The following is a 19,388-nucleotide window of genomic DNA, read 5'->3' as shown; positions in this document are numbered from 1 at the left end:
GAAAAGAACTAACCCGTGGATCATTACGAATCCAAAGTTGCATGTTCTTCGTTGTAGCCTGTCTGCTCTTGTCCGCAGCAATGCCAAGTATCGCTCGTGCCGAAGCCAATGACCGGATTCCACAAATCGAGCGTTTTATCCAGGAGCAGCAAGAGCTGAGTAAAATTCCAGGAATTTCAGTTGTTATCGTGGAGAAGGGAAAAACCGTATATCAAAAAGGATTTGGCTACGCGGACGTTAAGACCAAAACCAAAGTTACGCCCCATACATTGTTTGAGATCGGCTCCACTACGAAAGCATTTACGGCGCTCGCCATCTTGCAGCTGGAACAGAAGGGACAATTAAAGCGGTCCGATGATGTTCGGAGCTATATTCCGTGGTTAGAGCTAAAATATAATGGAGAGCTTCAGTCGATCACATTGGATCAATTGATGCATCACACCAGCGGGATTGCTTCAAATACGATCGTCAAGATTCCGGAAAGCAAAGCCGATAACGCACTTGAGCTAACGGTCAGAACCTTGCTGGATCAGCCGTTAAATCGTAAGCCGGGCAGCTCATTTGAGTACGCGACCATCAATTACGATGTGCTGGGATATGTGATAGAGCGCGTAACCAAACAGCCTTACGACCTGTACATAAAGCAGCATATTCTAGACCCGATCGGGATGAAGGACTCTTACGCTGGGCTGCATCAGCTTCAATCCGGGGCAATCGCAACCGGTTATAAACTAGGATTTATGAAGGAACAGGCGTACAACGCACCTGAATACAGAGGGAACATCCCTGCCGGTTATATAGTTAGTAATTCCAATGATATCGCAAAATGGTTACAGCTCCAATTAGGCCAAATTTCAACGCGCGAGATTGAGCAGTACCTTATTCAACAATCGCACGAGCCCGATCTTTCCGTCGAGCCCTTCGACCAGAATACGCATTATGCTGCTGGATGGGGAGTTCAACATGGCTCAGGACAATCATATCTGCTGCATACCGGCGAGAATCCGACGTTCAGTTCCTATTTCATATTGAAGCCTGACGAACAAGTAGGCGTGGCGATTCTGGCCAATATGAAATCAAGCTTCACAACAGCCATAGGACAGGGAGTTATGAATATATGGGAAGGCAGAGAAGCAGCGAACCGTCATGCTGACAGCTATCAGCAATTGGATCAGATATTAACCTACATATTGGCTGCTATTGCGGCTATTGGAGTCTTGCTCCTGCTCCTATCGGTGAGGGTTATTTCAATGACAATCCGAAAACAACGAATCAATAGGCCTTTGAATTTAAAAAGAGCTTTATGGATAAACTTACACACATTATCCGTAACCATCGTGATCCTGCTCTTGATCAAAGCTCCGAACATGCTGCTTGGAGGGGTAACTTGGGGATTTATTAACGTGTGGGCACCAACGTCGGTCGCCGCTTTGTTTTACAGCTTACTTGCTTTAAGTGCAATCTATTATATTTATATCATGTTACTGATCCTTACTAGAAAACCTAGATGAACATAACCATGCACAAGATTATGCAGCATGGCTTTACGAGGGAATGCCTTTTCCATATGTTTGGTCAGTCTCTGGTCTACTCCGCCTGCAGCAGCATATATTTCTGGAGAATAAAGGCTGCGGGAGGAGGCAAGGCGGATGAGTGACCCCTTGTATGAACACCGGTTTTGGCTGCAGATTCTTGGCGACCACTGCCGGTTTATTTTTACTGCACTTTCACCGAAGGAAAAAACGGATGTTGCGATTGCTGAACGGTTAAGAGATAAGTTCGATACCCTTCTTGGCGAGGCAAGGCGACCTGATGCATCTGCTTTTATCGACAAATTGACGCAAGAAGCCAGTCATGCCGTGCATGAACTGCGCGAGTTCAAGCTGAATCTGCTGGAACGTCAGCTCGCGGGCAGGATAGACCTGCTTCTGACGCCTTCGTTCGTGAATCATATGGTAAACGAATTGGAGGAATACCAGCGGATACTGGAGTCGCTTCTTGAAGGCCGAGGCGTTCCCCGTTTTCATGCGCTGCATCACGATCTGCTCTGGCTCCAGGATGCCTTCGGTCATGCGGCAAGCATCGCAGCCGATTTGGATTTTGCGGAGAAGTCGTTGATTGCGAAAAGTATGGCGTTCCAGAAGGATTTTGAGGGCTTTTATGTGAAGGCCGTTGAAATGGTCGGTTATTTACGGACCCATCTGAAGGACTTCCCGGCGATGAACAAATTCCACGCGGATATCAACTTGGAAATGAAGGTGTTCATGCACTTCCTAGCGGAGCTTGAGGAGCTTGAGCTAAGCGGGGAGGTCCTGGATCGGATTAATCCGTTAATGCCTGACCACATGTATCGGGAAGAATGCTATTATCTGTCCAAACTGGCTGATTTGGGTGAAATACAGAGCCCGAACTGCGACCCGACAAAGCCTCGTGTCTCCGGTTGATGGATACCGGATTGCAAGGGATATAAATCTGCTTTACTTTATTTGAAAGTGCAGTCGAGAGTTTATAGATTCCTGCACTATAAGGGATCATATATAACGGTTGACCATAAGTGCACAAACTTTATGAGGATATATGACGATACGCTGTCATATATCCTTTTTTATGCTAACTACAGGGACATCATTATAACCCGCAAGAAGAAAAGAGGAGACGTTGAAAAGGATGAACCAGGGATTCGACCTCTTCGAGCTTAGAAAGGAGGAGGATGGATGGAGCTAGAAAATCTAATTTCGGGAAGCTCGAGAGAAGAATTGAGGGCATGGCTGCTGGCACACAGCAGAACAGAGAAGTCCTGTTGGGTAATCGTTGGAATGACACCTAGTCCAGACAAGCTGCTGTATTTGGATGCGGTTGAAGAAGCTCTGTGTTTTGGATGGATCGACAGCGTCAAGAAGAAAATCTCTGAAATCGGGCTGGCACAGAGACTCTCTCCCAGAAGCAAAAAAAGCTCCTGGACGGAACTGAATAAAGAGCGGGTCCGCCGTCTCGAAAAACTGGGATACATGAGAGAGGAGGGAAGACGGGTACTTCCTGATATGGATCCCGATGCTTTTAAAATAGATGAGGCTATAGAGCGAAGGATACAAGAGGAGCAGCAAGTATATGAGAACTTTATGGCATTTCCGGATCTATACAAAAGAGTTCGGATCGATACGATTCAGAGTGTCAAAAATCAGCCGGCATTATTTAGCAGCAGATTGGAAAAGTTCATAGCCAACACGAGAGCAAACAAAATGTACGGTTCGTGGCATGATCATGGTCGGCTGCTGGATTATTAAGTCGGATGCAAACAGCGCGTACCGATAGGTACACGCTGTTTAGGCATATCTGTAGTGGTAGTGCTCAGCTGTCCAATTGCTGATTTAAGATATCCAGCAGCTTCGCTGCTTGGAGCAGCAATGCATCCTTTGCGGCCGGAACGATATACGCATTCATTTTCGGATCCTCAAGACTCCGGGTGAATTTCTCAAGATGGTGGATGGCCTGATCGGCTTGACTTTTGAGCAAGTGATGCTCGGTCTGCTTCAGGCTGTTGGCCAATTGACTCTCAAGTGGTTTGAGGATTTCGCCCGAAGCCATGCGAAGATTAAATTCCTGACGAAGCTTTTCCGCCAATTGTGCGGCATTTTCACGGACTTCCACCGCTACCGAGTTGGAACGAACGGTGACCCCGTTCAGAACAACCGTGGCTTGAACTTCTGCCTGCCCTGCACGGATCGCTTGAATGGACCCGGTATCGGACACGGTAACGATGCCTTCATCTGAGCTCTTGTAGTTGATCGAAGCTTGAGCCAAGTCTGCGGCTTTTCCATTAAACAGGGTTCCGCTCATTGTAAGCTGTGCCTGCTCTCCAGCAGTGAGTACCGACGTATCCAGCTTCAATGCGACTTCTTCCAATGCGACAGGGAGCTTCTTGAGATGGGAGCCTTCCGCATAATAAATGCCCCCATCTTCCGCCAAGGTCATGAGATTGACGCTGTCGGCTATTTTCTTGGATTCCATCGTTTCCGGGTGGATAACCGTTAATGTACGTCCGACCGTGGTGTAGAGCAGGCCATCTTCGCCAAAACGGAGAAAATAAGGTCTCCATGTACTTCCGGACGGCGTGTTGGGATATAACAGCTTGCTCTTTTCGATCACCTGTGAAGCTGCGTCCATGGCGAACACGGAATAAACGGTGGTACCTGAAGCGGTCTTCCCCCACGTTACGCCCCATAAAAGTCCGTCAGGTCCTTCCTTCAGGTCGCCGATCAGCTGATGTGATGCCATGCCGGGGATCGCGGGAGAGAATTCCTTGACTTTGCTTTTGGTTTTGGGATCAAAAATGAACATTTTGGCTTCCGAAGCCGCGGGGGACGAGCCTCCGCCTCCATGGATCGTTGTTCCTCCATAGACCAGTCCGTCTTTATAAGCAACGGACATCACGCTTTGATTCTCCACAATATCGGGAATGGTGGTCCAGGTATCGGTTGGTTCATCGTACATAGTCAATGCCCCTTTAACGAGACCATAGTCGGCGATTGTTCCGATGAACAGCTGGTCCTCGCCAGCAGCGAAAGCGAACGGCCTGCTCTGACCATCCTCAATGTTGAATGCGAGCGAAGGATTGGTGTCTTTCTTGTACGGCTGGGTTGGATCGTATCTGTAGATAACAGCGCCACCATAGGTGCCGAAATATACCTTATCGTTTAAAAAGCCGATCCCTTCGATTTGCGGAAAGACGCGTTCCTGTAGTTCATAGGCATTGGTTTTTGGATCAAAAATGGATAAGGCTGTATGGAAGCCTCCCATATACAATTTCCCGTCCGGTCCCATCTCCAGGCTCTGAATATCAATGCCTTCCGCTTCAATTTCAGGCATTATGGTCTCCACCGACTGATCTTCAGGATCAAACAACACGTATTCCAGCTTTTCTGTTACCATGGCCAGCAAGGTCTTGCCGGCTTTATTCCCGGTTTGCGGAGTGACCCAATCATAGGCACGGACCGTTGAATTGGGCAGAACGACACCCTCTAAAGGGATAATTTCATTGGTCGCCGTATTATAGGTGACCAGTTCACTGTTAACCACGTTCCGGAAATACACCAGATTACGGTCTAGCGGGGAAGGAGGGGAGATCATGCTGTCAAAACGGGTTGGAGAAGGCCAAGGGAGAGATTGAAGCACTTCTTCGGTCTCTTCATCCAAAATAAACAGGGTAGTAGCGCCGGAACGCACGAACAGCTTTCCATTATACGACCAGACGTCGGCGATCATGTCATTGGCTCCGGAGTTCGGAAGCTTCACTTCCGATTTTTCACCTGTTTGTCGATCAATCCTGTATAAATAAGCAGGATTCCCCACTCCTACATAGATATAATGGTCTGTCACACCGATTCCACGGGCGTACATGACGTCCTCTCGAACGCTGCCGAGATCATGGAATTGATTGGAGGCAATGTCATACTCAAAGATCTTGGAATTAGGGTACGTGGCCCCGTAAATTTTACCGTCGGTGGTGGCCGCCAAATCCCAGACCAGCTTTTCTGATGGGTTGACACCCACAGGCTCCAACGTTTTTGCAGTAGGAGAATAACGATACAGCATGCCGTTCTCCACGCCGGACAGGTATACGTTGCCGTCGGAACCGGATGCCACACCGTACACCGTGTTCACGCCTTGCACCGGAGAGGAATAGAGGACCTGGCCGGTTGCGGCATCCAGTGCATAAAAGGTCGAAGGCGTTCCATTCGTTGCGAAATAAACCTCGCCATTCGCCATGGCGGCTCCGCTTGTTTTGACCGTTTTCGTCGCAGCTCCCAGATCAATCGGATCTCCGAAGGCAACGGGAACATCGTTTTCAGTAGATGCGGATACGGTCATATGGTCGAAATAGGCGGTACTATGGCCGGCAGTTCCGGAATACAGCATAATCTTGGCCGTAACGGCTCCGGCCGGAGCGGTGCCTTCATGCGTAAGTTCCAACCAATCGCTGCTTACGGAGGATATGGAGGCGCGGCTATTGCTGATTTCCTTATGATTAGCATCATAGTAGTATACAATCATCGCCACCGAGCCCTGTTCCAGCCAGGTTTTCACGGAGGAGACATAGCTGGTGCCTTCGGTGACCGGAAAGGAAGAACTGATTAATCCCAGCGATTTTGGTCCGCCGTCGACCATCTTTAAAGCATAGCTGCCTTCATAGCTTTTGGAATCCGTGACCGAGATGGAATATTCGTCCGTCAGCGGGGACCAATAATAGGTCCAGCCCGGTATTTCGCTACCGCTTCCCAAGGTTTCAAAGCCCGCGTTGTTAATGACGGGTGAGGAATTGGATATCATCCAGGCGGAGCTCTGGGCGAATCCAGATGCGAGTGGCGCAAGCGAGCTTACACTCAAGGAATAAACGAACAGGACAGCCGTCTTTCTTATCCAGGAATTCATGAATTTCCTCCTTTTAGATGGACAATTTCAGAAGCTATTCGATATATTTGTTGATTGCTCTCTCCTTTCAAGTGCCATAGTGGGAAAAAATTTAAGTAGATTATAGGTGGGGGCATATATAAAGTCAACGTCTTTAAGTTTTCTATAAATATGTGGAGACAACACTGCCTCAAGGACTTGTTCATCCTTTTATAGACGGAGATATCATCAACTCCAAACCCCAGAACCATTGCCTTTTAAACCTGCCTGAACTAGACAGCAGGAGATATCGTCCCGTTATCGAAACAAGTGGTCAACGAGATAATGGAGGTAACCAAATGTCGGCTCAAAATATCTGTGGTAGATTGCCTCTCTTCTTTGAAGAAGGAACCTTCGAGATATCAGTTGTATGGGATGAAGATCGTAAGTGTTCGATAGAAGATAAAATCAAGGTACTCGGATGTAACTTTTCCCTTTGATGAAGCGTTTTATTGTCTAGTGACAAGAAAATGATACCTATGGGAGGACACGTATGCGTAAAATGAAGAACAACCGATTAACGAACAAAAAAAGCCATCAACGGCTCCGGCGACTAATCGCGGTTATTGCCGCTGGAGCCCTTACAATCCAAGGCGCAATGTCCATACTACCTTCGCAGGCGAACGCAGAAAGTGCAGATATTTCGATCCGTAATTGGCATCCTTCTTCCGTGCTCACTGTTCCCGAGCTGAAGCCTTCCTGGACGGCTCAGGTGGACAACTATCTCAAGATGGATGAGACCTACTCAGGACACCATGCCATTGCCGAAGAGGGCAAGGTGTTTACATTTGCCGGGAACAAGCTAATTGCAATCGATGCGAGGACAGGGAAACGGCTTTGGAGCTACGGTAAAGACGTGAAGCCTTATATTATGTATGATCAAGGCGTTATTTATGGTCTATCCGCAGATCAAAGACCCTTTGCCGTGAATGCCAAAACGGGAAAATTGAAATGGCAGTCGAAAACATCTATCTTGATTGATACAGATTACCGAACGCAGGCATTGGTTCCGACTTCTGACACGCTCTATGCGATCAATGGGAGCATGACCTTTGCCTTGGATAAGGAGACAGGAAAGCTGCGCTGGAAAATGAACGAGCCGGCGGGAGAAGGTAACGGAACAAAGTACTTGCACGAGGCGGATGGGGTGGTCCTGCGATCGTTCTTTGTACAAGGAGCACTTACGTCCATTCAACTGAATGCTTATGACAAGAAGACGGGCAAGAAGCTATGGGAGGATTTCGGTCAAGGAGAAGCGCTGCAAATCAAAGACGGTCTTGTCTATTCGGTTGATTATTACTCTCCGCTGTTGTTTGATTACCAGTCATTGCCGGACCGCAAATTGATCGTCAATGTGTTTAACCTGAAAACCGGTGAAAAGAAGGGTACTCGGGAATATAACTGGAAACTGTCGGGAGAACCGCCATATCAGTATGGTGGAGGCAGCTCGTTTATGGCCGGAGGGAAGTTATATATCGATCAGGGCGATAAAGTGGCCGAATACCATTTTGATACCTATAAATCAGGATTAGCTCCTCTACGGACATTTCAACGTCCCTATGGGGAAGAATGGGAATTGATCGGGCTCGTGCAGGAACGGCTGATTTTTCAGAACAGAAATACCGGCGGATTGGCCGGTTCCAAACTTGTGAATGGCAAAGTGATTGGATGGAACAGCGATGCACCAGCTGCCCAGATTGACGTGTATGGGAAAGGAATATATCGGGCTCAACGTAATGGTACTTTACTTGGCATCAATTTGTTGACGGCTAAGCCGGTTTTTAGAGTAAAGACGGGTGCGGATTTACACGAATCCACGCTAATGACAAACGGTATGATCATCATTCAAGCGGAGGGCAAGCTCCTCGGTGTAAAAGTACCAGCATCGCTAAAATAAACCATGTTTAGGAACAACAAAATCCCATCAGGAGATTTCCAGATGGGATTTTTTATTTCAATGAATAGGGTGGGAGATGCAGACTCTGTTTATTTCGAAACGTCTTCCAATGGATCCGAATCACGGCGAGCTACCTTATCGATTTCTCGGTCCAGCTTCGATTGTCCTTGGATTTCTTCAGCAGCTTCCATTTGATCATTTAACTGTTCTTCGATTTGTCCGATTCCATGTGCTTCTTGATGCTGTCTGCTTGTAGCCATTAGGATCCCTCCATGTTGTATCTTTAAAATCTCCGCATGACTACATTGCGCCAAATCGTGAGAACTTATACAGTCTGGAATAACAAAAAAGTATGGATTAAACCCAGCAATTATAGACTTACATTTTCCATTTTGATATCATTTGGAAAGACTTAGCTATTTATATTGATAATCGATTTATTATTTCATTCCAAGGCCATCCCTTCAGGATGGCTTTTGCCAAATCATGAGGCAGCAGCGAATCCTGGCTTAACAGCCGGGTTCGAAAACAGGAATTGATGTAAAGAGGTGCCGGGGGGATATAGCATGCCAAAGCGAATTTTACTTATCGAAGACGACAGGGAGATCAGCCAGCTGATTGAAAGTCATTTGAAGCAGGAAGGCTATGAGGTGTTTATCGCGCTGGACGGAGAGGAAGCGGAAGCTTACATTAACAAGGAAGAATTTGATCTAATACTGCTGGATTTGATGCTCCCTAAAGTTAATGGCATGGATGTTCTAAAGCGGATCCGGGAGAGAAGCGTCGTTCCCGTCGTGATTATTTCCGCAAAGGGCAGCGACCTCGACAAGGCGCTTGGACTTGGCTTTGGCGCGGATGATTATCTAAGCAAGCCGTTCTCGATGATCGAGCTTACCGCCAGAGTGCAGGCTGCCATCCGCAGGGCTACCCAATATATCCGGACCGAAAATCAGCCGGTTGAGGATCGGATACATTTTAAGGACCTCATCCTTGATTTAAATACTTTTTCTGCACAGGTCCGAGGGGAAAACATAACGCTCACCTCCAAGGAATTCCATATATTGAAGCTGTTCTTAACGAATCAGAGCAGGGTATTCACCAAGGAGCAAATCTATCAATTCGTCTGGCAAGATGATTATTATGGGAATGAAAACGTAATTAACGTTCATATCCGGAGACTTCGAGAAAAAATCGAGGACGATCCTTCAAATCCTCAATTTATTCGCACCATTTGGGGAATCGGATATAAATTGGGAGGATAGCCATGATTTTTTTTCTATGCGCAGCAATTGCTGTTCTGCTCCTGATGAATGTTTGGCAGTATGTTTCCCGCAGAACATGGAATCGGCATGTCGAGGAAATATCGAATTCAATGAAGGAGATCATCGAACATCAAACCGCCGAGAAGGTGCTTCTCCAAACCGACCAGCCAGCCGTTCAACATTTGCTGATCCAAATTAACCGTCTTCTGGATTACAACCAAAAAGTGATTGCGGATTACGCCAGGACCAAGGACAGCCTGAAGAAAATGATATCTAACATGTCCCACGATTTGAAAACGCCCCTGACGGTTATTCTGGGGTATGCCGAGAAGCTGAACCACGATGAATCGGTCACCGAAGAAGAGAGGAAGCAGATAATCCTGCGGCTTAACGGTAAAGTGAACAGTCTGGTCGAATTGCTAAATCAATTTTTTGATCTTGTTAAAATCGAGTCGGAAGACTACGAAATCCCGCTCAGCAAAATTTCCCTTAATGAGATATGCCGTCAAAGCGTGCTTGAATTTTATGAGCTTCTGACATCCCATGGCCTTCGGGTAGAGCTTGATATTCCGGAGCGTCCCCTCTACATCCTTGGTAATGAGCAGGCACTTCATCGGATATTAAGCAATTTAATATCCAATTCGATCCGGTATGGAAGCGACGGAGGCGTGTTTGGTTTAACCCTTCGGGAAGAAGGGGAATCGGTTGCAGTTGACGTATGGGATCGAGGAAAAGGAATTACGGAAATCCACCAGGACAGGGTGTTTGAAAGACTCTACACATTAGACGATGCCCGAAACCCGCAATTTCAGGGAAGCGGGCTGGGACTTAGCATCTCGAAGCGCTTAACCGAGGCCATGAAGGGCTCGATTCAGTTATCAAGCACACCGTTTGAGAAAACGACGTTTACGTGCATGTTTAAACAAGTGTCATATTAGGTCTTCCCAAAAGAGGTGTTCGGTCTGAACGCCTCTTTTTTTCACGAACTTAAGAAACATGTAAGGATTGAGTAAGAAAAATGATCCATTCCATCCTTTACGATAGAAGTAATTCAAAGAACGATTATAGACGGGAGGATCAAGCTCACATGAACGAAGTCATTCGAACCCATGAGCTCACCAAAACGGTCAAAGGCAAAACGATTACCTCGAAAGTTAATCTCACGGTAAAAAAGGGAGAAACCTACGGTTTACTCGGACCGAACGGCGCCGGTAAAACAACGATTATGAAAATGCTCACCGGGCTCATCATCCCCACTTCCGGAGAGATCATGCTATTTGGCAAGAAGCTTACGGAATCTGCAAAGGACGGGTTAAAGCGAGTAGGAAGCATTATCGAGTATCCGATTTTTTTCGAGCATTTAACGGCGATGGAGAACCTGCAGATCCACTGCGAATATCTGGGCTTTTATGATCGGAAGGCAATCTCTCAAGCGCTGGATATGGTCCAGTTACACGGGATAGATGACAAGAAAGTGAAGGATTTCTCGCTGGGCATGAAGCAGCGGCTCGGGATCGTCCGCGCCATGATTACGAAGCCAGAGCTGATTGTCCTGGATGAACCCACCAATGGGCTGGATCCCATCGGGATCAAAGATATGCGGGAATTGATCCGGATGTTAAACAAGGAATACGGCATCACGTTTCTACTGTCCAGTCACATCCTGGGCGAGATTGAGCAGATGGCTGACCGAATCGGGATGATCCAGCAAGGCAAACTGGTAAATGAAGTGGCACTGGCGGACATACAGAAGCTGCGGACCGATTATATCGAGCTGGTAACCTCGAATGTCCAGAAAACGGTCTATTTGCTTGAGCATGATCTTCAAATTTCCAATATCAAAATTGTAAAGGACACAAGGATCCGTATATATGATATGGCCCGATCCACAAGCGACATTTCAAAGACGTTGATCTCGAACGATATTGAAATCGAGGAGATCCAAAAGCATACGAGTACGCTGGAGGACTATTTTTACAATCAAATCCAGGGGGGCGGTAAGGTTGGCTAAACTGATTGAACTTGAGTGGAGAAAATTAGATCAAAAAAAAGTAATTGGTGAAGTGATTGTCTACTGGGTAATTATTATGTTTTTACCAACCTTCTTTTTAAAAGTTGTCTTTGCTGATATGGCTTTTGTGGATTTCTCAGAAAGCTACGCAAGTGCGTTAGAGCTGATGCTGCCGATTCAAATGGGACTTCTTCTGTTCGGCGCTTCCATGATTAATCATGTATTTATCGAAGAATATAAGAATAAAACGATGTCTTTATCTTTTGGATATCCGATCAGCCGCAAGAAGCTGGTTATGGCAAAAGTGTGCTTTATCTTCCTGGCGGTTTTCCTCTGCACGCTTGTATCCTTTGTCCTGTCCGGCATCACCACCTATGTGATTGATCAGATTTTTGACGTGATTCATGGACAGCCAACGATGGAAGACTTCATGGCGTTTACGGTCAGGTCGATCGTTCATTCCGCCGTTGTCGCCCTGATCAGCTTTGTTCCGCTGTTTTTGTTCGGAATATGGAAGCGGGCAGTGATTCCGACCGTGATTTGCGCTGTGTTTCTTGCGCAGTTCCCTAACTTCACCGGACTGCTCCATATTACGCTAAATACGGATATGCTATATGGCGTGCTGAGTCTTATCGGCGTGGCCAGTGTGTACTTGTCGGTTGCCAAGGTGAATCAAGTGGGGGATATCTAGACCTGAACGTTCTTGTATAGTGTGATTATAACATTTGAGTAACAAGCAAGTTTGAGCTCAAACGTTGACTGTTCATCATATTCTCACTTCAGGAGAGATGAAATAGGTAATTAAATAGAACTCCTCGTTGACGGATCTCATTCACCTCCGCAACCTTCTAGGGATGCGAGATCTTCCCTGTGACCTGGTTGTGGAGTTTTTTTTATACAAAAATGAACTTTTATTGCCTCTGCCATCTCTTATCTATGAAAAGGAGGGAGAACATGAAGGTAAGCCGTCTTGTCAAACAAGCCCAAAAAGGCAGCAAGGAAGCATTATTGCAACTCATCATGGCCGATCAGGACGCTTATTATCGTCTTGCTTATTCATATATGGGAAACGAGCATGATGCGATGGATGCCATGGAAGACATGATTGTATCCATTTATGAGAAGATCGATCAGCTGCAAAATGGCGAAGCCTTCTACAGCTGGAGCAAAACCATTCTCGTCAATCGTTGCAAATCATTACTTCGTAAAAAGAAGCGATATTTACCTATGGAAGAGGATCAAGAGCTATCACTTGCCGGATCAGACGATAATCCATTTCGTTATACAGAGTCTGCAATGGACATCCAGGAGCTGTTATCTCATCTTAATGCGAAGCAGCGGGAAGTAATCGAGCTTCGATATGTGCATGATTTGCCGTATCAGACGATTGCGGACATAACCGGCGTACCACTTGGCACAATCAAATCAAGATTGTCACAGGGAATCCAAAAGCTCAAAGTCTTGATTGGAGGTGATCGTTATGAGAACGATCGAGGAGAAATTACAAGAGCACAAGCAGAGCTATAATAGGGTGCAAGCCCCGCTGGAACTTGAGAGCAGGCTTCGAAATGCACTACAGAATGTTCCCGCCAAACCAAGATACAGAAAAAAGGCTCTGCCATGGGTTGCATCCGCTGCCGCAGCGCTTATTCTGATTGCCGGATTGTATCAGTATCCTGCATTCGCCTATTACGGAGCGAAGCTGCTGGATCGAAGCGAGTTGTCCTCGCTCAGCTTTTCGGAAGTGGCAGAGCAAGGCTACGGACAAACGGTAAACAAAAGCAAAACGTTTGATGACGGAACCGTTATTACAGTGAATGGTGTCATTGCGGACGATAATGCATTTTTATTGTATTACACCATTGATTTTCCTGCAGGATCTCGATATGATGCCGATGATCGTTTATCTCATTACATAAATAAATTGCAAGGATTCTTGACGGATTCAGATCCGAAAGAAGGAAATGGAAATTATAGTAATGACGGCTTGCAATACAAGGGAGTGTATAAGTTTGAGCCTGTTAGTCCATTCTCAAGAACATTAACTGCAACATTCATTATATGGCAAGATAATGGAGAACGGGCATCCTATCCGATCTCCTTCCAATTTGAAGCAAATAAAGCAATGAAGAGTATTGTAAAACAGAATATCTCACAATTTGTTGCTGTCGATCAGGGGACTGTTCACTATGACTCGATTACAGCTTCGCCATCTTCAACCATCGTAAGGGGCCATTATGAACTAGAGAAAGAGCGACACCCTAGGTTTTCGGGCAAAACAAAGCTATTGGTTAATGGAACCGAGGTAAAGAAGTGGGGAATGAGAGGATCAAACATTTACGCTGAAAAGGGTTTTCCGGGCTTTGAGCTTGAATTCGAAGTGCTTCCAACTGACAAGATTGAAACCATCGAGCTTGTCCTCGAAAATTTCGGCGCATATCAGCAAGTAGAGGAACCTATTTCGCTAGTCTCTCCATCTGATCAATCCATCCGAATAGGCCGCGAAAAGTTATGGATTCGGAGCGTAACAAAAACCGACAGTGGTTATGACATCGTGATTGCCAGAAAGCAATTTATCATTTTGGATACCGACAGTTTATCCGTACAAGCGGGGGGGAACCTTGTGCCCGTAGCATCCATATCCGCTTCGCGGCCATGGGATCTGAACAACGGTAACGTTCTGTGGGAGCAGACGTACTCATTTAATACAGCAGATAAGCCGGAACAACTGCTGTTAGATGGATTCCACTATATAAAAACCTATGATAAAAAGATAACTATTCCTGTTGATAGTAAAAAATAAGATAATACGTTAGTTATAACATCTTTGGTTTGAGGATAACGTTTGTAACCCTAGAGGGTAGTCACTTCCTAAAGAGAATGACTGCCCTTTAGGGTTATTCTATTTTTAATACAAAACCATCAAGAGGCATATTGGGCTCGAAAAGCTTCCGAAACACCAAATAAGTAAAGAAAGTGAAACAATTGTAAAAAAGGTGAAATTGATAGCGCTTTCTTTGAATGCCTATAATGAAACCACATCACGCATAATTAACAAATTTCGAGCTAAATCAATCGACTTGGAGGTACTTGGATGCTGCAATGGGTATGTTCGAGGAGGAAGTTCAAGATTGTGAATAGAGAGGGTTGCTTATGAACATTCAGACACCTAATAAAAGCAGTCTAATATGGCTGTTCACCGCCGTGATATTCATCTTGGTCTTCATGTCTATAACGATCAACGCGAAACCGAAACCTTCGAAGGCAAATCAAGAAGACGATTTTTTCGCAACAGTCGATGGTTTTCCGATTCATGCAAATGAATTTCAAAGAGCGATTCATGCCAATAAATCCGTGATCATTCGTTATTTCTACGAGAAATATGGTGCCGAGCAGTCGGCTGCGTTTTGGAACACTTCCTACGGAGGAGAATTTCCGCTCGAGCTGTTAAAAAAGAAGGCACTGGAAGATACCGTGAACCTAAAAATTCAACAAATCATTGCAATGGAGCAGGGAGTACTCACAGACATCAGTTACGGCAGCTTCGAGCAAAATTTCAATCAGGAAAACGAGAGAAGACAAAAAGCAATCAATAATAACCAAGTGGTTTTCGGCCCCGCTCAATATACCGAGGAGGCTTATTTGGAATATGTGATGGGAAATTCCATTTTATCCGTTAAGAACCGATTAATGGAGCGTGATTGGAAGCCCAATGATGAGCAGCTGAAAACATTTTATGAGACAAAAAAAGATCAGTTGTACAAAGCACCAGCGACTGTGAAGGTGCAGCAGTTATCCGCATCTTTTATTGATGGCAGCCGAAATGTCGATGAGAAGCTCAAAGATCAGATAATGAGAAAAATGGAAACGGCTCTGGCTAAAAGCGCATCGGGATTGTCATTTGAACAAGCTGCAAAAGAACTCGATCAAACAGGGAAAGTTACGGAGCAGTTATACAACCTGGACAGCTACAGGCATAACGCGAGAAGTCCGGTTGCTCAGGCAGCGGCAAAGCTTCGAATAGGCGAAATTAGCGGAATTATTGAAGAGAATGGCCATTTCCATTTGATTCAACGGATTGAGAATGAACGGGCTGGCTCGAAATATCTGTCACTTGAGGATATCAAGGAACAGGCATTAAGAGATTATATTGATCACAGTTATAAGGAGTATGTTCGCAAACGAATGGCAGATGCGCAGATTATTGTGAACGAGGAGTCATACCAGAACTTCAGGATGTAACGTCCTAGTTGACTTTACATAAATAAAAATTGAAGGGATGATATGCTTTGAGGCCAAGGTATATGAAAAAAGTGGTTTGCATGGTTTCGATTTTCTCCTTGTTCTGTACGTTCTTCACAGCTCTGCCTGAACCAGCGAATGCTGCCGGAACAACTTATTACGTGGACAGCACCGGAGGAGACGACAGCAATAGCGGCACAAGCCAAGACGCCGCATGGAAATCGCTGGACAAGGTCAATGGGACTACTTTTTCACCAGGGGACAGGATTCTGTTTAAAGCCGGGGAGAGCTGGAACGGCAGACTGTGGCCAAAAGGCTCTGGCGAAAATGGAAAGCCAATTACTATCGATATGTATGGAACCGGCAGTAAGCCGTTAATCGCCGGTGTGACGACCGAACTCGAAGCCATCTTTTTGAAGAATCAGCAGTATTGGGAAATCAATAACTTGGAAGTGACAAACAGCTCGCCGCTGCCTTTTGATCGGGATTGGGAGAATCCGCGGGGTCAGAGGCGAGGCGTCTATATCTTAAATGAGGAAGCAGGTATCCTGAATCACATTCATATTAAAAATATGAATATCCATGATGTCGATGGTTCATATACCACACGTTCCGGCGGAATTATTTTCGATTCAGTCGGGTCGAATACTCCAAGTGCGTTTAACGATATTCTTATCGACGGAAATACATTAACGGATGTGGATGCCTATGGGATTATCATAGGTTCTAACTGTATTTTGCGCTATGGGATGGGCGATTTATGGCCTTGGGTACCGAAGCCTTACGGGCCGTGGACGCCGTCTACCCAAGTGAAAATTTCCAACAACAGCGTCATAAGAGCTGCAACTGGCGGCATTGCCTGGAACGTGACCGATGGAGCGATTGTTGAGCATAACACGGTGCAGGAAGCCACTTATCTGGCCACGAATGCATCGATTTGGTGGGCATACGCAGACAATAATCTCGTTCAATTCAACGAATCTTTTGCAAGCGTTAACGGTGCAGAAGACGGTCATGGCTTCGACGTGGATGCAGGGAACATCAATTCGCTCGTCCAATATAATTACAGCCATGATAACGCCGGCGGATTTATGCTTTTTGTTAACGATACCTACTACACAATCAATACGATCGTCAGGTATAACATTAGCCAAAATGATCGGAAAAGTATCTTCAGGTACAGCGGTTCAATTGATCATGTCTACAACTACAACAATACCGTTTACGTAGGAGAATCATCAGGCAATCCGGTCATGAGCGATTATTTCACCAAGGCTTCAGGTGCTCCACGCAACATTCATAATTATAACAATGTGTATTACAGTGTCGGTGATAAAGGATGGGATTTAACGGGCCAAACGTTTGACTATAACGCTTATGACGGTGGGAACACGCTGGTTCAGGCCGATGCGCATGCGGTAACTGGCGATCCACGGTTCGTGGATCCTGGAAGCGGCGGCAATGGCATGGATACCGTAGATGGATATCAATTGCAACCGAATTCGCCTCTAATCGGCGCAGGCATTCGCATTCACGATAACGGGGGGCGGGATTATTACGGCAATCCATTATATAACGGAGCTCCCGATATCGGTGCTCACGAATACGGCGGTACCGTTCCTCCAGCCGGAGGTATGCCTGATCCGATCGTCATTGTTTCGAAACGTCCCGACAGCACGCCGGTTGACAATTTGGCTCCACTGTCTGCTGCAAGTACGACATTTGCAAGTTCACAACCCATCGAAGGGATCAACGACAATGATTACGACATTGCCTGGTCTACCGATCCTTCGCCTTCATTCCCGAACTATATTACACTGGATTTTGGAGATCAAACGATATCTGCCAACCAATTAAAGTTAAACACGAGATTTGGCACAGATTTGGGGATCACGAATTTTGACATTGAATACAGTAACGGTTCTACTTGGGTTTCAATTCGGAGAAATATTCCTTTGACTTGGGAGTTGAATGATGGCTCTGATGAAGTCGAAGCCGTGGTTTTCCCGCTCAGCAGATTTTCTAAAATAAGATTAAAAGTAAATGAGGGGAACAGCCAATCGGGACGTATTGCCTTGAATGAACTGGAACTGTATAACAATCCTGAATTATCCAAGGACATGGTGAGCACGACCTTCCCTACAGGAGCAGGCAACATTGCCAATATCATTGACAATAATTTGAACTCGGCATGGGGGAGCACGGGGAATGTGAGCTTTCCAGGTTATATCACGCTTGATTATGGCGAAAATGCTGTGTCCGTCAACGAAGTCACTTTGGTAACCTTCTTCGGCATCGGCCAAGGGATTACTCGTTTCGATGTTGAGTATTACGACGGCAGCAGCTGGAATACGGCTTTATCCAATGCAAGGATTGAATGGAGGCTGAACGACAGCACCAAAGAACGCCATACGGTTACTTTTCCAACGGTTAACGCCTATAAACTTCGATTGAAGGTTAACGATGCGAATCGGATATGGGGAAACATTGCGCTTAATGAGCTTATTGTTAACCATTCCTTTGAATCCGTTCCCGTCACAGGAATTTCGCTCGATAGACCAGCGTTGACCTTTAATTCTTTGTCTGAACGTACTACAAAATTACTCGCCACCATTGTGCCTGACAACGCGAGCAATAAAAAGATTTCATGGAGTACGGATCACTCTCAGGTCGCTACGGTTGACGATAACGGATTGATGACAGCAGTAGGGGAAGGGAAAGCAGTCATTACGGCAGCGACGGAGGATGGGAACTATAAGGCTGCCAGCACCGTCACCGTAGATTGGACGGCTCCTGAAATTACGATCCATCGCGTTGTCACATCTCAATACAACACAGGTATATTTCAACCGAAATTTGAGCTCTCAGACAGCCTGACCGGAATCGACAATATGAAAACAGAAGTAATGCTGGACGGAAATATACTAAACACTTTAAGTGATATTCCAATGTACGAGCTTGATCTTGGAACACATACCTTTACAGTAACGGCCTTTGATTTGGCAGGGAATATCGCAACAAAGTCTATTGAGTTTCAGGTAAAAACAAGCTATGAGACGCTTGAGGAACTGGTTCAACTTTACACAGATCGTGGTTGGATTGACAACAAAGGCACCGCCAACAGCTTGCTGAAGAAATTGCAAAAGCAACAGCTGAGCAGTTTCATTCAAGAAGTTCATGCACAGAAAGGAAAACATATAGCTGCCAAGGCTGCGGGTTATTTACTTCGCGATGCAAAGGCTCTTCACAATCAATAAAAGACAATCAATAGAAGACCACGTTCCATGGGAAATTGAAATAGGTAATCCACTTTGACGCAGGCAGGTTTTCCCTTCGAGCTCAATTAAAAAACACATCGAGTACACGAATTCGATGTGTTATTTTCTTCTTCCCGATGACGTGGTTGGTTACGAATGAATATTTTCCGCTGCTTGAGCTTGGAAACTGAACAACGACTGTTTTCGGAATAAACCCAATAATTAATCTATACACTGGAACAAAATTCATTATAATAAAAATAACCTTCAAA

The 19,388-nt window shown here is 45.7% G+C and carries 14 protein-coding genes; 12 read left to right on the top strand and 2 right to left on the bottom strand.

Translation table 11 applies throughout. The features are described 5' to 3' along the window. Window positions 1–41: 41 nt before the first annotated feature. From BBD41_RS00995 to BBD41_RS00985, 3 genes are all read left to right on the top strand, one after another. Window positions 42–1,511, top strand: coding sequence for a serine hydrolase domain-containing protein (locus BBD41_RS00995; protein WP_077568955.1), 1,470 nt, complete (start codon window positions 42–44; stop codon window positions 1,509–1,511). A gap of 138 nt (window positions 1,512–1,649) precedes the next feature. Then, window positions 1,650–2,444: a DUF2935 domain-containing protein gene (locus BBD41_RS00990; protein ID WP_077566062.1), complete on the top strand. Its 795-nt coding sequence runs from the start codon at window positions 1,650–1,652 to the stop codon at window positions 2,442–2,444. Window positions 2,445–2,714: 270 nt separating this feature from the next. Then, window positions 2,715–3,284: a YdeI/OmpD-associated family protein gene (locus tag BBD41_RS00985; RefSeq protein WP_077566064.1), complete on the top strand. Its 570-nt coding sequence runs from the start codon at window positions 2,715–2,717 to the stop codon at window positions 3,282–3,284. Between the two features lie 64 nt (window positions 3,285–3,348). Here BBD41_RS00985 and BBD41_RS00980 read toward each other — a convergent pair whose 3' ends face one another. Beyond that, window positions 3,349–6,429 (bottom strand): FIMAH domain-containing protein, encoded by a 3,081-nt coding sequence (locus BBD41_RS00980; RefSeq protein ID WP_077566066.1) that lies wholly within the window; start codon window positions 6,427–6,429, stop codon window positions 3,349–3,351. Window positions 6,430–6,940: 511 nt separating this feature from the next. Between BBD41_RS00980 and BBD41_RS00970 the strand changes: the two genes are divergently transcribed. Then, a complete protein-coding gene (locus BBD41_RS00970) occupies window positions 6,941–8,344 on the top strand; it encodes an outer membrane protein assembly factor BamB family protein (protein ID WP_099476415.1) in 1,404 nt (467 codons plus the stop codon). An 89-nt stretch (window positions 8,345–8,433) separates the two neighbouring features. On the opposite strand, the gene BBD41_RS29925 is transcribed toward BBD41_RS00970, so the two are convergent. Continuing rightward, complete coding sequence (locus BBD41_RS29925; RefSeq protein ID WP_167392952.1) at window positions 8,434–8,604, bottom strand: hypothetical protein; 171 nt, start codon at window positions 8,602–8,604, stop codon at window positions 8,434–8,436. 306 nt (window positions 8,605–8,910) lie between these two features. Here BBD41_RS29925 and BBD41_RS00965 point away from each other — a divergent pair, with 306 nt between their 5' ends. From BBD41_RS00965 to BBD41_RS00930, 8 genes are all read left to right on the top strand, one after another. After that, window positions 8,911–9,606: a response regulator transcription factor gene (locus BBD41_RS00965; protein ID WP_077566070.1), complete on the top strand. Its 696-nt coding sequence runs from the start codon at window positions 8,911–8,913 to the stop codon at window positions 9,604–9,606. Between the two features lie 2 nt (window positions 9,607–9,608). Beyond that, window positions 9,609–10,544: a sensor histidine kinase gene (locus tag BBD41_RS00960; protein WP_099476414.1), complete on the top strand. Its 936-nt coding sequence runs from the start codon at window positions 9,609–9,611 to the stop codon at window positions 10,542–10,544. A 149-nt stretch (window positions 10,545–10,693) separates the two neighbouring features. Beyond that, complete coding sequence (locus BBD41_RS00955; RefSeq protein ID WP_099476413.1) at window positions 10,694–11,617, top strand: ABC transporter ATP-binding protein; 924 nt, start codon at window positions 10,694–10,696, stop codon at window positions 11,615–11,617. Beyond that, on the top strand, window positions 11,610–12,308 hold the full coding sequence (locus tag BBD41_RS00950; RefSeq protein ID WP_077566076.1) for an ABC transporter permease: 699 nt from the start codon (window positions 11,610–11,612) through the stop codon (window positions 12,306–12,308). The genes BBD41_RS00955 and BBD41_RS00950 overlap by 8 nt, the downstream gene beginning before the upstream one ends. A gap of 263 nt (window positions 12,309–12,571) precedes the next feature. After that, window positions 12,572–13,144, top strand: coding sequence for an RNA polymerase sigma factor (locus BBD41_RS00945; RefSeq protein WP_077566078.1), 573 nt, complete (start codon window positions 12,572–12,574; stop codon window positions 13,142–13,144). Then, complete coding sequence (locus BBD41_RS00940; RefSeq protein WP_077566080.1) at window positions 13,098–14,420, top strand: DUF4179 domain-containing protein; 1,323 nt, start codon at window positions 13,098–13,100, stop codon at window positions 14,418–14,420. Before BBD41_RS00945 ends, BBD41_RS00940 begins: the two co-directional genes overlap by 47 nt. A 350-nt stretch (window positions 14,421–14,770) precedes the next feature. Continuing rightward, a complete protein-coding gene (locus tag BBD41_RS00935) occupies window positions 14,771–15,859 on the top strand; it encodes a peptidyl-prolyl cis-trans isomerase (protein ID WP_099476412.1) in 1,089 nt (362 codons plus the stop codon). 62 nt (window positions 15,860–15,921) lie between these two features. Next, complete coding sequence (locus BBD41_RS00930) at window positions 15,922–19,116, top strand: discoidin domain-containing protein (RefSeq protein ID WP_099476411.1); 3,195 nt, start codon at window positions 15,922–15,924, stop codon at window positions 19,114–19,116. The last annotated feature ends 272 nt before the right edge of the window (window positions 19,117–19,388 follow it).

It is taken from the genome of Paenibacillus ihbetae (assembly GCF_002741055.1).
Lineage (GTDB): Bacteria > Bacillota > Bacilli > Paenibacillales > Paenibacillaceae > Paenibacillus_AQ > Paenibacillus_AQ ihbetae.
Note: the sequence above shows the minus strand (reverse complement) of the source record. Positions and strands in the feature narration are given on the sequence as shown.